Origin of the sequence: Ignatzschineria indica, assembly GCF_003121925.1 — a bacterium.
In the GTDB taxonomy this organism is placed as follows: Bacteria; Pseudomonadota; Gammaproteobacteria; order Cardiobacteriales; family Wohlfahrtiimonadaceae; genus Ignatzschineria; species Ignatzschineria indica.
The window spans coordinates 216,601-231,452 of sequence record NZ_QEWR01000002.1; the positions used below are offsets into that span (position 1 = coordinate 216,601).

A 14,852-nucleotide genomic window follows, 5' to 3' on the forward strand; every position below is an offset into this window, starting at 1 on the left:
GTAAGTGATAAGTAATTGCAATAATTCGTTAGAATGAGTTGTGAGAGTAGCTTGGAGCTGGAACTCAAATACTATTGTTGAGTCATTTTGGTTCGCTAGATTGAGATTTAAAGTAAAAGTTGAAATTATCAATAATTTTGTCAGTGATTCTATAAAATAGGAGATAAAAAATGAGTAAAACAAAAGGTGATATCGTTAAAGAGAGCATCACAAAAGCAGCTGAAAAGTTGGGTAATGTTGCTGCTAAATTAACAGATGAGACGGTTGTTAAAACCCATGAAGCAAAACGTGCTATTGATGATCAGATTGTTGCTTTGAAAGCAAAGCGTGACTCTCTCTCAGATAATGCTGATGATGCTAAAAAGACATTAGATGAGAAGATTGAAGCTTTAAAAGAGAAAGCGAAAGAGTTATCAAAAGTGGCAAATGATAAGATTCAAAAAATGTAATTATTTATGTAATTATTTATGTAATTATCTTCTATAAATATTTCAAATATTTCTGTAGATACTTAAATTCCCTCTAAAGGGAGTGTGTCTTGGGGATATGGATTTATAAGAAGAGATAGAAGTATAGATAGAAGAGTTATTGGGATTATTTTCTCAATAGCTCTTTTTTATGGATGATAAGTGAGATCATCCATCATGGTATACTCTATAAAAATGAAAGAGTTATCTTTTAAGGTTGTACCTAATTGTTTTTTCCAACACTCTGACCTTATTTAGTGAGCTAGTATTTATCAGGATCTCTTGTTAAGATCACCCTCATGATAAGTTGATAATTTATCATATTCACACCTTTAATAGCTCTTTCAGTACTTTTGAAAGAGCTTTTTTTATTTTAAATTCTCCTATTGACACGCTTATTGATTTCTCCTGCTGGTATCATTGAGGAGTGACTGTTTTTCAGACATAAGGTGCTTTAATCTTGAATTATTCTATTCGGACTCCATCTATTAACTATTCAATAAATAGTATGTAAGAAGTGGGTATGCAAGAGATACTTAACAAGAGATACTTAATACGTACCTAACTAATACCTACTTAATTCAATAAATCATTGGTTAATAAATCATTGTTTAATGGAGTCAAAATAGTTATGACAAAAGAGACACATGCAGAAACAATGCAGTTTCAGACTGAAGTGAATCAGCTTTTAAATTTAATGATCCACTCTCTCTACTCTAATCGTGAAATCTTCCTTCGTGAATTGATCTCAAATGCTTCAGATGCTTTAGATAAGCGTCGTTTTGAAGGGCTTACTGATACCAAATTGATTGATGGGCAAGGAACGCCACAGATCGATCTGGCCTTCGATAAAGAGGCGAAAACCTTAACAATCACCGATAATGGTATTGGCATGACCCGGGAAGAGGTGATTGAAAATATCGGTACCATCGCTAAATCGGGGACAAAAGCGTTCTTAGAACGTTTAGAGGCTGATCAGAAAAACGCTTCACAATTGATTGGACAATTTGGGGTTGGTTTCTATTCTGCATTTATCGTAGCGCATGAGATTGAATTGATCACGCGTAAAGCCGGCACAGATGAGAATGAAGCAACTCATTGGCAGTCAAAAGGGGAGGGAGAATTTACCCTAACAAAGACAACACGCGATAAAGCGGGAACAACCGTTATTCTGCATATGCGCGAAGATGATCTTGATCTCCTCAATGAGTGGTCAATCCGTGATATTGTGAAGAAATATTCAGATCATATCGCTTACCCCATTATGATGGGGGTTGAAAAACCGATCCCACCTAAAGAGGGAGAAGAAGAGAGTGAGATTAAGCATGAAGTTGTGATCGAACAGATCAACTCCGCAGAATCACTCTGGCAGAGAGAGCGTTCTGAAATTAGTGATGAGGAGTATATCGCTTTCTATAAAGAGTTAACGCATGATTATACCGATCCGCTTACTTGGAGCCATAATCGTGTTGAGGGAAATACTACCTACACATCACTTCTCTATGTCCCTGCGGTTGCGCCACGTGGTTTATGGGATCAAGAGGTAAAGTATGGTATTGATCTCTATGTTCAGCGCGTCTTTATTATGGAAGGCTCTGATAAGTTGATTCCACGTTATCTCCGCTTTATTCAAGGTGTGGTCGATACCCAAGATCTTCCGCTCAATATCTCACGTGAAATCCTGCAAAACTCAAGAACGATTGATACTATTCGCCAAGGCTTGACTCGTCGAAGCCTCTCGATGTTAGAGACCTTGAGTCAAGATGAAGAGAAGTATCAAAAATTCTGGGGTCAATTTGGTCGTGTCTTGAAAGAGGGATTAGGGGAAGATTTCTCTAATCGTGAAAAAATTGCCAATCTTCTACGCTTTGCCTCGACGACAACAGATGAAGAGACTGTTTCGCTCAACGCCTATAAAGAACGTATGCAGGAGGGGCAAGAGAAGATCTACTACATTACTGCAGACTCTCTCAATACCGCGAAAAATAGCCCTCACTTAGAGATCTTTAAGTCGAAAGGAATTGAAGTTCTCCTGATGACGGATGTTATTGATGATTGGATGACAGGATTCCTCCATGAGTTTGATGGCACACCGATGGTGAATGTGGCTAAAGGTGATATTGAACTTGATAAGGAGAAGGAAGCAGAAGAGAAGCCTGCGGCAAGTGAAGATGAAGTAAAACTGATCGATCGTGTGAAAAAAGTCTTAGGTGATCGTGTTGAGAGCGTTAAGATCTCGAAGCGTTTAACCGATTCTGCTTCCGTTTTAGTTCGTAATGAGCATGCACTGAGTGGGCATTTTGAGAAGATGCTGAAAGAGGCAGGCCATGAGGTTCCTTCAATTAAACCATGGTTAGAGATCAATCCAAAGCATCCTCTCTTAGTGAAATTGAGTGAGACGAATGATGCGAAGATGGAGGAAGATATCGCAATGTTAGTCTATGAAGAGGCGCAACTATTAGAGGGTGCGCAGCTCGATAATCCTTCTGAATTTGTCGCACGACTCAATCGTCTTATGAATGCATAAGCGCCGGCAGTAGTTGAGCCTGAAACTGATTAAGATTGGTTAATCTTAACTAGGTTTTAGCCAATAGTTTTTAGCGAATAGTTATAGATAAAGTCCTTTATAGCGGTGATCTATTGCTGCTATAAAGGACTTTTTTGTGGTTGACGATCAATCTGTTTTTATCTCAAATCCCGAATATCAGCAATCGGTTCATCACCGGTCATGAGTGGCGAGTTAAAGTAACGAATAATTGCTTCTGCCGCCTGATGGGGGGAGAGTAATTGATTCTGCGCTTTAAGTTGTAAGAAGCGGTCAATATGGGGAAAGGCTTCAGGAGAACTTGCTCGAATCTCCACCTGCATGTCGGTATCGATAACGCCGGGAGCAAGAGCTGTAACGTAGATGGGGTGCGCTTGTTGTTTCTGCTCTAAATGGAGTGCTCGGCTAAAGTGATCGATGGCTGCCTTTGTAGCACAATAGATTGACCAACCAGAGTAGACATGTCGTCCTGCACCAGATGAAATATTAACGATACGCTTCATAATAGGAAGGTCTTGTGTTGCCGCTACAAATTGATTGCTCAACTCAATGGGCGCTTTAATATTGATATCGATCGCTTTTGTGATCTCCTTGCTTTCCAATTTTCCAACTTGTTCTATAGGTTGCACTACGCCGGCATTATTAATAAGAGTGATCTCTGTAGCAAGGGAGAGATAGGGCTTTAACCACTCAATAACACGATCTGCTGCCTCGGGCTGGGTAAGATCGAGAGCAAGATGATTAGGGAGCTGCTCAGGATTGTTGCGAGAGACACGTAGCACTTTATAGCCTTCTGCCTCTAGAAGTGTGGCTAATGCATGGCCAATACCTCGTGATCCACCGGTAACAATATAGATTTTCATCAATAGACTCCTTCTCATTTGTTGAGGGTTAGTAGTTTTCTGTTCCTATCATTGTAGGGAACTTCAGACTATTTTTATACCTTATATCGGCTGAAGTTATTTAAAGCACTCCATTTTTGCATAGCGGCTTTCATGTATAATAAGATTTTTTATGTCAACTGAAAATATCAATTAAAGATATCAACTAAAGATATCAATCGAAATATCAATCGAAAATTATAGAAGATCTCTTGGGGTCACAATCAACAATAGGTGGGATGAGTTATGAAAAGATCGAAGCGCTTACTAACGACAGCACTCTTCTGGCTTGCATCTTTTGCAATGGCAGAACAGCTCTATATTAGCGATAAACTACAAGCCCCTATTAGAGCCGGTGCCGGCGATAATTACCGAATTACAAAGATGATTAATGCCGGTGAACCCGTTGTTAAATTAGCAGAGCGGAATGGCTACTATCAGATTCGTTACGATGGTAATAAGACCGGTTGGATCTATAATACTTTTTTGATGAATGAGCCGAGTGCGCGTAACTATATTGAAGAGGCTAAGAATCGCTATGAGCCACTATTACAAGAGAACAGGGCATTAGAAGAGGAGATTGAGCGATTAAAAGAGGCGCAGGCTCAAGCCCTTAATCGTGCTAATCAAGATAAAGAAGCACTCTTAAATGAGTTGGAGGTCTTAACAGCAGAAAATCAGGCACTACAATCGGAGATTGTGGAGTTACGTACACTCAATGCAAGAGAGATCGAATTAGCACAAGAGAATGATGCGCTAAATCGCCGTGATCATGTTCAAAAAGTGGAGATTACAACATTAAAGCAGGAAAATGCGCGTCTTCAGTCGGTCAATCGAAGTAGTGAATGGACAGCAGGAGCATTGATTCTTCTCGGAGGGATTATTTTAGGAACCTCTATCTTACCGCGACTCTTTGCGAAAACACGCCGTAAGAGAACTTGGGATTTTTAGAGAGTTTAATTCTTTCTTGAGTTACTTTTGAGAGATGTAGCTCTTTTTAAGACTTTTAAGACTTTTTTAATCGAGGGTATTGACACTATTGCTAATACCCGTTTTAATAAAGAATGCCGATTTGACACAGCTTGCGGGCAATAAACAGCTAAAGCGTGATATAGAAGATGAGTTAGATCTAAGTAGACTCTAAGCCTCTATACCAGAATTAGCCAAATAGCCCGTACCTTTTAGGTTACGGGCTTTTTTATTTTTGAAGAAATTTAAAATAGATTCAGCCTAACACATTCAACACATTCAATATATTCAACACGTTTAACAGAAACGATAGATTTATAAATTCATTACAGAGAGAAGGAAAAGAATCGATGAAAGCAGTTTTAAAGAAATTAGCATTTATATCGCTAATTGGGGGCTCATTAGTTTTAGCAGGTTGTAATTCCGATGATCAGGCCGATAGTGGTGATCGTAAAAAAATTCGCATCGGCACAACGGTGGGTGATTTTGCTGATATGGTCACCGATTCTGTTAAGCCTCAATTGGAAGCGAAGGGATATCAAGTAGATCTGGTGGTCTTTACCGATTATGTCCTTCCTAACCATGCACTAGCAGATGGTTCGATCGAGATCAATACCTTCCAACATCTACCTTATCTAAACTCTTTTAAGACATTGCATAAGCTCGATATTACTGAAGTTTTTCAGATCCCAACAGGTCCATTAGGAATCTATAGCGGGAAGAAGAAGAGTTTAGATCAGTTAGGAGAAGGCTCTAAATTTGCGGTGCCTAACGATCCTAGCAACTTCTCTCGTTCACTTGCACTCTTAGTAGATGCGGGTTTGATTACGCTTAAGCCGGGAACCGATTCGCTTAAAGCCGTTGCGGCAGATATTGCAGAGAATCCCCACAATATTGAGTTAGTGATGATTGAAGCGCCGCAATTACCTCGAGTTCGTGATGATCTCGATTATGTCATTATCCCCGGAAATTATGCCGCAAGCTCAAAGATCCCTTTTAGTGATGCACTCTTTACTGACCCGGGATTTGCTTTTATCAACTGGGCTGCTGTAAAAAGCAAAGATGTAGATGCGCCTTGGCTTAAAGATGTTAAAGAAGCTTATAACTCCGATGCATTTAAGGCTTATGCCGCAGAACGTTTTGCCGGATATAAATATCCCGCGGCGTGGAGTGAGGATAAGACTCAACAATAAAGAGCCCAACAATAGAGAGAAGAGAGCGGTCAATATGACCGCTTTTTTTTAGATATAGTGAAAAAAGAATTGTAATCCCTATTAAATTGTATTATTGTACTACTACGCTAATACAGAGGAGGGGCGTTACTAAGAAAATAGACGCCTCTCTTCTTATTTTTATAACAGGATTAAAATCGTAGAAAAGAGGCATCGACAATGATGAAAAGTAGTCGCTTAAAAATCGCTATCCAGAAGTCAGGACGTTTAAGTGAGGAATCTCAAGAGTTACTTGAGAAGAGTGGGCTTAAGATTAATATGACCAAAGATAAGCTGATCGCCCATGTGGAGAATATGCCGATCGATATTCTACGAGTGCGTGATGATGATATTCCTGGACTGGTCTTTGATGGTGTTGTTGATCTTGGAATTGTAGGCCAAAATGTTTTAGAAGAGGTGGCTTTAGGGCGCCAAGAGTCGATCGATTCGCTCTATCGTGTGAAGCAAGTTCTCCCCTTTGGAGGATGCCGGCTCTCTTTAGCACTTCCTAAGAGTTGTGATTATAAAGGGATTGAAGATTTTCAGGGGCTTCGTGTAGCGACCTCTTTCCCTAATCTTTTAGACCGCTATTTACAAGAGAAGGGAATCGATTATAAGAGCTCTCTTTTAACAGGATCTGTGGAGGTTGCACCAAGAGCAGGATTAGCAGATGCAATATGTGATCTAGTCTCTTCAGGCGCGACATTAGAGGCAAATGGCTTAAAAGAGGTTGAGGTCATATTCCGCTCTAAAGCTTGTTTAATCGAGACAAATGTTGAGATGAGCCCAGAAAAAGAGGCCTTGATCGCTAAAATTATGCCGAGAATACAGAGTGTTATTCAAGCAAATGAATCAAAGTATATTATGCTCCATGCGCCTAAAGATCGTCTAAAAGAGATTACAGAGCTTCTTCCAGGAGCTGAAAATCCAACAATTCTTCCATTAGCAACAGATCAATCCCGCGTTGCTGTTCATGTGGTCAGTAGTGAAGTTCTCTTTTGGGAGACGATGGAAGCACTGAAAGCAAAAGGGGCAAGCTCTATCTTAGTGCTTCCTATTGAGAAGATGATGGAGTAATCGAAATTATTGGGTCGATGCTCTAGCGTGGTAGAGCATTATCAATGGCAGATTGAGTGAAAAAGAGAGCAAATCAATGGAGAAAATTATCTGGAATTCTCTAACAGAAGCAGAGCGAAAAAAAGCATTAGAGAGACCTGCAGAGCGATCTGCGAAAGAGATTAAAGAGATTGTTGCCAAGATTGGCGAAAGAGTAAAAACTGAAGGTGATCAGGCAATCATTGCGTTAACAGAAGAGTTTGATAAAGTTTCGGTCACACAATTGGAGGTAGAGCAAGAGGCATTTGCCGCCGCAGAATCACGCCTATCTTCTGAATTTAAAGAGGCAATTGGACGCGCTTATCGTAATATTAAAAAATTCCATGAAGCGCAAAAAAGCCCTAAAGTGACGGTAGAGACAGAAGAGGGTGTTTTTTGCGAGGTTCTAACGCGAGCGATAGAATCGGTTGGACTCTATATCCCTGGGGGTACAGCGCCGCTCTTTTCAACCGTATTGATGTTGGCGATTCCAGCACAAATTGCGGGATGTCGTGAGATTGTTCTCGCTTCACCGCCACCGATTGCTGATGAGATTCTCTATGCGGCTCAACTTTGTGGTATCGATAAGATCTATCAGATGGGCGGTGCGCAGGCGATCTTTGCACTCGGTTTAGGAAGTGAGAGTGTGATCAAAGTGGATAAGATCTTTGGTCCTGGGAATAGTTTTGTCACAGAAGCGAAACGACAGATCAGTCAAATGCCGGGTGGCGCAGCGATCGATATGCCGGCAGGACCTTCCGAAGTATTGGTCATTGCAGATCAATATGCTAATCCTACTTTTGTTGCAGCAGATCTTCTTTCTCAAGCAGAGCATGGCGCGGACTCTCAGGTCATTTTAGTAACGCCTTCAGCAAACTTAATTGATGAGGTAGAGGGTGAGATCACGGCTCAACTTCAGCTATTAGGGCGAGCGGAGACAGCGAGGGCAGCATTGGAGCATAGCCGTTCTATCTTAGTTGAAAACTTAACAGAAGCAGTGGCGGTGAGTAACCGTTATGCGCCAGAACATCTGATTATTCAGACCGAAATGCCGGAGCAATGGGTTGAGCAAATTATGCATGCGGGATCTCTCTTCTTAGGCGCTTACTCTCCTGAATCGATGGGGGATTATGCTTCGGGTACCAATCATGTGTTACCGACTTATGGATATGCCAGAACTTACTCAAGTTTAGGTTTGGCAGACTTTAGTAAACGAATGACGGTTCAACGCTTAACAAAAGAGGGCTTCTCTCGCTTAGGACCGACGGTTGCACTCCTTGCAGAAAAGGAGCAACTGGATGCCCATAAATTAGCGGTAGATGTCCGCTTGCAAGCATTGGCAAGAGAGTAGATGATGGTAGAGATGAATTAATTTGATCAGAAGATGATAAAACCGATAAGAGGAGGCGGATCTATGAATGAGAAGATGGTTGAAGTAGGGATAGGGCAACAAGAGGGTGATTTTGATAAGGCGATGCCGGAAAATTTGAATGATAAGGCAGAGACTGCAGATATCGTTCAGCGTTTGAGTCGTCGATCTGTCCAGAAGTGTCAGCCCTATATTGCGCCGGTAAGAGATTATAGTGGTCGTGAGATCTATCTTGATGCTAATGAAAACCCCTATGCTATGCCGATCTCGCTGGAGCTCATGATGAATCGTTACCCCGACTCACAACCGGAGCAGGTGATTGCACGCTATGCGGAATATCTCGGCATCGATCGAGAAGAGATCCTAGCAACATTAGGAGGGGACTCTGCCATTGAACTTCTGATTAAAGCATTTTGTGAGCCGAAAGAGGATAAACTCCTCTATCTACCACCTACCTTTGGGATGTATCAGGTCACTTGTGATCTTTATGATGTAGAGACAGTGACAGTACCATTGCGAGAAGATTTTTCGATCGATCTTGAGGCGCTTCTTTCAAATCTTGATGGCACTGATAACATTAAGATGCTCTTTCTCTGTAGCCCCAATAATCCTACCGGTAATGTGATTCCTACCAAAGATATTGAGACCATTTTAGAAGCAACGCGCAATAAGACTATTGTTGTATTAGATGAGGCTTATATTGAATTTAGTGATCAAGCCTCTTTTGCCACTCGTGTAGAGGAGTATCCGCATTTAGCTTTAGTGCGAACGCTCTCGAAAGCATTTGCGCTTGCCGGTATTCGTATGGGATTTGTTGTGGCAGATCGTTACTTGATCGATATTCTTCGCCGAGTGATTGCGCCTTATCCATTGCCTGTTTCAGCAATTGCAGCCGCAGAGATGACACTCTCCCCAGAGGGGATCGCTCATATGAAAAAGAGCCGCACTAAAATTTTACAGAGCCGACAGAAGTTAGAAGAAGCGCTTGCCGGCATCTCAATCATTGAGCGGGTCTACCCATCAGATGCGAACTTTCTATTGGTAAAGGTTGAGGACTCTCAAGCCCTCTTTGAGTATCTCTCTGATGAGGGGATTTTTGTTCGTTACCAAAGCGCGCCGGCATTGGCAAATATGTTACGAATCTCTGTCGGTTTACCCGAAGAGAATGAAGCCTTAATCGCTGCTATAAAGCGCTACGCAAAAGGTTTAGAGGTCTAGTTTTGAACTAACTCATCGAGCTAGCTCAATGAGTTCGAATGACCAAGTTAATGATGATTTTAAGTACGACTTATCAGTGTGATTTTTAAGTATTAAATATTTTAGGAAGAAGAGGATTGGGATGCAAAATATTCTATTTATTGATCGTGATGGCACCTTAATTGATGAGCCCAAGAGCGATTTTCAGGTAGATTCATTAGAGAAGCTACTATTTGAACCAAAGGTAATTCCTGCGCTTTTAGAGTTACAAAATGCCGGCTATCGCTTTGTGATTGTCTCTAATCAAGATGGTTTAGGGACGGAGAGCAACCCTCAGGATAAATTTGACCTAGTTCATGAGCGCATGATGGAGACCTTTGCCTCACAAGGAATTATATTTGATGAGGTGTTGTTATGCCCACACTTTCCGGAAGATCAGTGTGAATGCCGGAAACCGAAAACAGGTATGGTGACCCGTTACTTAGAAGAGAAGCTCTTCAATCCTGCAAATAGCTATGTGATTGGCGATCGGGAGACGGATCTTGGTTTGGCAGAAAATATGGGAATTGAAGGAATTCTATATGATCGCGAGAAGATGGACTGGTCCTTAATTGTTGAGCGCCTGATCGATAAAGGGATTGTGAGAGAAGGGCATCAGCCTCGTAGTGCCAAGGTCTCTCGCAAAACAAAAGAGACCGATATTGAGATCGAACTCTTCTTAGATGAGACAGGCAGCAGTACCATTGAGACCGGAATTCCATTCTTTAACCATATGCTCGATCAGATCGCAACGCATGGAGGATTTAGAATGAATGTCGCGGTTGATGGGGATCTTGAGATTGATGATCACCATACTGTAGAGGATACCGGCATTGCATTAGGTGAAGCACTTCGTGCCGCTTTAGGTGATAAACGGGGGATTGCTCGATTCGGATTTGTCTTACCAATGGATGAGTGTCGCGCTTTCTGTACGCTTGATTTGTCAGGCCGCCCCCATATCGACTTTGAAGCCACTTTTAATCGCGATATGATCGGTACCTTTAGTACTGAGATGGTGCCTCACTTTTTCCGCTCTTTAGCTTATGCATTAGGTTGTACTCTCCACTTAAAAGCGGAAGGGGTCAATACTCACCATAAGATCGAATCACTCTTTAAGGTCTTTGGTCGTACTCTGCGTCAGGCGATTAAGGTTGAAGGGGATCTACTTCCAAGCTCGAAAGGGTTGCTCTAATCAGACGCTATCTCTAGTGTAGTGGTCGAGGATAGATCTACACGTATATGATCTACCCATATATCTATACGAATATACCCCTACCAATCACTATATCAACGATATCACTTATCACTTATCACTTATCACTATATCAATAATAGTAACAGTAACTACAACAGTCACTACAACAGTAACAATAGCTACAAGGAGTAGCCCATGATTATTCCCGCTTTAGATCTTATCAATGGCGAAGTTGTGCGTCTCCAACAGGGGGACTATCAGCGCCAAACCACCTTCTCATACTCACCGATTGAGCAGTTTCAACATTATGTAGATGCCGGAGCGCAATATCTCCATCTTGTAGATTTAGATGGTGCTAAAGATCCAGCGGCTAGACAGCTCTCCCTAATTGCAAAGATTGTTGAAGAGGTTGAAGCGCCTATTCAAGTCGGTGGTGGTATTCGAACAGAGGTTGATATTCAAAATTTACTCGATATCGGTGTCTCACGCGTTGTAGTAGGTTCTACTGCGGTGACCAATCCTGATGAAGTCATTCGCTGGTTTAAGAAGTTTGGAGGAGATCATATCGTTCTAGCGCTTGATATTCGTATTGAAGGGGGTATTAAAAAAGTTGCATTAAGCGGTTGGCTGGAAACAAGCGAGAGTAGCTTAGAAGAGCTTATTGCGCGTTATAAGCCATATGGTTTAAAGCATGTTCTCTGCACCGATATTTCGCGTGATGGTATGTTATCAGGATCGAATGTTCCTCTCTATCAAGAGCTCTCTACGGCTTATCCCGAAATCGCCTTTCAATCTTCAGGGGGTATTGGATCGCTTGCCGATATTGAGGCATTAAAAGAGAGCCAAGTTGCTGGCGTGATTGTAGGACGCGCACTATTGGAAGGAAAATTTACCGCTGAGGAGGCGATCAGATGTTGGCAAAAATAGTGGCATGTTTAGATGTTAAAGAGGGGGTTGTTGTTAAAGGAACCCAATTTCGAAATCATGAAGAGATGGGAGATGCAGCGCTTCTAGCGAAACGATACTCTGATGAGGGTGCGGATGAATTGGTTATTTATGATATTACCGCATCGAGTAAAGGGGCAGTGGTTGATAAGTCTTGGGTTAAAGAGATTAAGGCGTTGATCGATATTCCGCTCTGTGTTGCCGGCGGGATTCGCTCTTTAGAGGATGCAGAAGCCCTCTTTGAGCATGGTGCTGATAAGATCTCCATCAATTCTCCTGCATTAGCGAATCCTCATCTTATCAATGAATTAGTAGCAGCGTTTGGAAGTGATAAAATTGTAGTGGGGATCGACTCTTACTACGATAAAGCGTTAGATGATTATTTTGTCTATACCTTAACTGGGGATGAAGCAACAACAGAGAAGACCGCGTGGCGAACATTAGATTGGGTGGCAGAGGTAGAGAGTCGCGGTGCTGGCGAGATTGTCCTTAATATGATGAATCAAGATGGTGTTCGTGATGGTTATGATCTTGAGCAGTTGAAAGCGGTTAAAGCAGTCTGTCAACGGGCAAAGCTAATTGCTTCAGGGGGTGCCGGTAAGATGGAGCATTTCCGCGATGCATATCTTGTTGCAGGGGTAGATGGAACATTAGGGGCTTCCGCTTTTCATAAACAGTTAGTAAATATCACTGCACTTAAGGAGTATCTCGTTGCTGCCGGTATTGAGGTTCTACCCATCCAATCATTAAAAGAGAGGGAGAGACGGAAACTCTCTATAGAGGCATCTCAAAAATTGATACGAGCGGTCAATTGGGAGAAGGTAGAGCATCTTCTTCCTGTGATTGTTCAAGATTATAATTCTGCTGAAGTTTTGATGCTAGGATATATGGATGCCGAAGCGCTTGAGATGAGTATAACGCAAGGGCGCGTGACCTTCTTTTCTAGAACTAAAGAGCGACTCTGGACCAAAGGGGAGTCATCTGGAAATTATCTACAGATTGTTGATTATGCCCTCGATTGCGATCAAGATACCTTGTTAATCTTAGCTAAACCGAAAGGCCCTACATGTCACTTAGGGGAGATTAGCTGTTTTGAATCTAGCTCAAAAAATGTCCCTTGGGTCTTTTTCTCCCGTTTAGAAGCGCTATTAGCCTCTAGAAAAGGGGGAGATCCGGCGGAATCCTATACGGCATCACTCTATGCAAAAGGGACTAAGCGTATTGCTCAAAAAGTGGGGGAAGAGGGCGTTGAGGTGGCATTAGCGGCAACCGTTCACGATGCTGATGAGGTGATCTCTGAGATGGCTGATCTGCTCTATCATGCAACGGTCCTATTGCAAGATCAGGAGCTCTCCTGGGGCGATGTTTTAGCAAAATTGGAAGAGCGTAATCGGTAAGCATAGAGAATAATGGAAAATAGTTAACATATATTTAACATAATGCTTGCCTTTTTTGGAAAAGGCTCTATAATTACTAAATCAATTAGCGCGGGGTGGAGCAGTCTGGTAGCTCGTCGGGCTCATAACCCGAAGGTCGTTGGTTCAAATCCGGCCCCCGCAACCAAATTGAGAAGCCTACTAACAATTGTTAGTAGGCTTTTTGTTATTCTATTATTTCTAATTCTATTTTAGATTCTTAGGTTTTTAGGGTATTGATGATATAAGGAGACCTTAATGATTGTTTATGGTATTAAAAATTGCGATACGATGAAGAAAGCTTTTAGATGGTTAGATAATCATAAAATCGATTATCAATTTCAGGATTATCGTAATCCCCCATTGCCGCAAGAGACCTTATTAAAGTTGATCGATAAGATTGGGCTCGATCAACTAGTCAATAAACGGAGTACTTCTTGGCGCGCACTTTCAGAGAGTGAGAAGAAGTCAGTGATGGAGCGATCAGAGGCTGTAGCGATTTTACAAGCACATCCTACATTGATTAAACGTCCTGTCGTGGTAACGGCTGATCAGGCATTTGTTGGTTTTTCCGATACGCTCTATAGTGAAACTTTTTTAAAATAAAAAAGAGACAGTCAAAAAGAGATAGTCAGAAGTTAAATCCTAAATGGATAAAAATGGATGAGTTAAAATAATCGGGTTAGCGTCTCTTAGCTAACCAGATTGTTCGTCCGCCACAGCTTTGGTCCTCAATCTTATATTGAATCAGGCCAAAGCCGTGATCAATAAAGAGTTGCCGGTAGTGATCAGGAGAGAGGCTTGCATGATAGAGATCATGCCCATTAAATTTCCCAATGGCTTCGCCGGCATCTGCCCCTGTTGTTATAAGAAGTGGTGCTCCTGGAGTGCAATAATGCTCAAATTTCTCAAATAGTGCGGTTTGATCATTAGGGGGAAGATGAAAGTAGCTATCCCAAGCAATAATGCCGGAGAATTGCTTATCAAAAGTGATATCACGCATATCTGCAAGGATCCACTCTGCCGGCATCCCTTTAAATTGTTTTTTAGCTGCTTTGATAAAAGCTTTGGTAATATCTACTCCTGTAACAGAATAGCCTTCTTCTATAAGGTAGTGAGCAATAGGATAACCATCACCACATCCAAGGTCGAGAATCTCACTTTTTGTACGATTATTGGTGCGATTATTGTCTTCTTCAGATTGAGGGATCATAGAGATAAAACGATCGAGCCACGCTTTTTCAACAAAAGGAGATTCTGAACGCAATTTGCGCCATGCTTTCGCATAGCGCTTATAGATGATAGGTAGATAATCAGCAGAAGGATGGATCATATATGACTCTTTTAAATAATTTCTTTTAAAGGCTTCTTCTAAAGGATTCTTTTAATTAACTTTGTAGTTACTGTATTGATGTAAATGTAGATATCGTAGATATCGATAATCTCCATCTCTTTTGCATGATTGCCCATTTATGATTAGAGCCTTGATGATGCTAATGCCACTAGGTTGGCGCGTTAGAGTAT

Annotated in this window: 13 protein-coding genes, 1 tRNA gene and 1 pseudogene; 13 read left to right on the plus strand and 2 right to left on the minus strand. The window is 41.6% G+C overall.

What is annotated here, in order from left to right:
- Nucleotides 1–170: 170 nt before the first annotated feature.
- Nucleotides 171–449: a hypothetical protein gene (locus DC082_RS01195; RefSeq protein WP_094567979.1), complete on the plus strand. Its 279-nt coding sequence runs from the start codon at nt 171–173 to the stop codon at nt 447–449.
- A 649-nt stretch (nt 450–1,098) separates the two neighbouring features.
- Nucleotides 1,099–2,994: a molecular chaperone HtpG gene (gene htpG / locus DC082_RS01200; protein WP_109235397.1), complete on the plus strand. Its 1,896-nt coding sequence runs from the start codon at nt 1,099–1,101 to the stop codon at nt 2,992–2,994.
- A gap of 158 nt (nt 2,995–3,152) precedes the next feature.
- Here htpG and DC082_RS01205 read toward each other — a convergent pair whose 3' ends face one another.
- Nucleotides 3,153–3,875 carry an SDR family NAD(P)-dependent oxidoreductase gene (locus DC082_RS01205; RefSeq protein ID WP_157957379.1) on the minus strand — a complete coding sequence of 241 codons (723 nt, stop codon included), beginning with the start codon at nt 3,873–3,875 and terminating at the stop codon, nt 3,153–3,155.
- A 264-nt stretch (nt 3,876–4,139) separates the two neighbouring features.
- Between DC082_RS01205 and DC082_RS01210 the strand changes: the two genes are divergently transcribed.
- The 11 genes and pseudogenes from DC082_RS01210 (at nt 4,140) to DC082_RS01255 (ending at nt 13,934) form a co-directional block, all read left to right on the plus strand.
- Nucleotides 4,140–4,844 carry a TIGR04211 family SH3 domain-containing protein gene (locus tag DC082_RS01210; RefSeq protein WP_109235399.1) on the plus strand — a complete coding sequence of 235 codons (705 nt, stop codon included), beginning with the start codon at nt 4,140–4,142 and terminating at the stop codon, nt 4,842–4,844.
- Nucleotides 4,845–5,212: 368 nt separating this feature from the next.
- Nucleotides 5,213–6,055, plus strand: coding sequence for a MetQ/NlpA family ABC transporter substrate-binding protein (locus tag DC082_RS01215; RefSeq protein ID WP_109235400.1), 843 nt, complete (start codon nt 5,213–5,215; stop codon nt 6,053–6,055).
- A 198-nt stretch (nt 6,056–6,253) separates the two neighbouring features.
- Nucleotides 6,254–7,150: an ATP phosphoribosyltransferase gene (gene hisG, locus DC082_RS01220; RefSeq protein ID WP_109235401.1), complete on the plus strand. Its 897-nt coding sequence runs from the start codon at nt 6,254–6,256 to the stop codon at nt 7,148–7,150.
- Nucleotides 7,151–7,226: 76 nt separating this feature from the next.
- Complete coding sequence (gene hisD / locus DC082_RS01225) at nt 7,227–8,519, plus strand: histidinol dehydrogenase (protein WP_109235402.1); 1,293 nt, start codon at nt 7,227–7,229, stop codon at nt 8,517–8,519.
- Between the two features lie 63 nt (nt 8,520–8,582).
- A complete protein-coding gene (gene hisC, locus DC082_RS01230; protein WP_157957380.1) occupies nt 8,583–9,755 on the plus strand; it encodes a histidinol-phosphate transaminase in 1,173 nt (390 codons plus the stop codon).
- A gap of 115 nt (nt 9,756–9,870) precedes the next feature.
- The gene (gene hisB / locus DC082_RS01235; protein ID WP_189363308.1) at nt 9,871–10,965 is read left to right on the plus strand and encodes a bifunctional histidinol-phosphatase/imidazoleglycerol-phosphate dehydratase HisB; all 1,095 of its coding nucleotides are present in this window, start codon (nt 9,871–9,873) and stop codon (nt 10,963–10,965) included.
- 198 nt (nt 10,966–11,163) lie between these two features.
- On the plus strand, nt 11,164–11,895 hold the full coding sequence (hisA, locus tag DC082_RS01240; RefSeq protein ID WP_109235405.1) for a 1-(5-phosphoribosyl)-5-[(5-phosphoribosylamino)methylideneamino]imidazole-4-carboxamide isomerase: 732 nt from the start codon (nt 11,164–11,166) through the stop codon (nt 11,893–11,895).
- A pseudogene (hisF, locus tag DC082_RS11070) lies at nt 11,880–12,644 on the plus strand (imidazole glycerol phosphate synthase subunit HisF); the annotation flags it as partial. The gene hisA and the pseudogene hisF, both read left to right, overlap by 16 nt.
- 63 nt (nt 12,645–12,707) lie before the next feature.
- Entirely contained in the window at nt 12,708–13,310 is a 603-nt protein-coding gene (gene hisIE / locus DC082_RS11075; protein ID WP_268245775.1) for a bifunctional phosphoribosyl-AMP cyclohydrolase/phosphoribosyl-ATP diphosphatase HisIE, read from the plus strand.
- 89 nt (nt 13,311–13,399) lie between these two features.
- Nucleotides 13,400–13,476, plus strand: a tRNA-Met gene (locus DC082_RS01250).
- Nucleotides 13,477–13,586: 110 nt separating this feature from the next.
- On the plus strand, nt 13,587–13,934 hold the full coding sequence (locus DC082_RS01255) for an arsenate reductase (RefSeq protein WP_109235407.1): 348 nt from the start codon (nt 13,587–13,589) through the stop codon (nt 13,932–13,934).
- Nucleotides 13,935–14,010: 76 nt separating this feature from the next.
- On the opposite strand, the gene DC082_RS01260 is transcribed toward DC082_RS01255, so the two are convergent.
- Nucleotides 14,011–14,661 (minus strand): class I SAM-dependent DNA methyltransferase, encoded by a 651-nt coding sequence (locus tag DC082_RS01260; RefSeq protein ID WP_109235408.1) that lies wholly within the window; start codon nt 14,659–14,661, stop codon nt 14,011–14,013.
- Between the last annotated feature and the right edge of the window lie 191 nt (nt 14,662–14,852).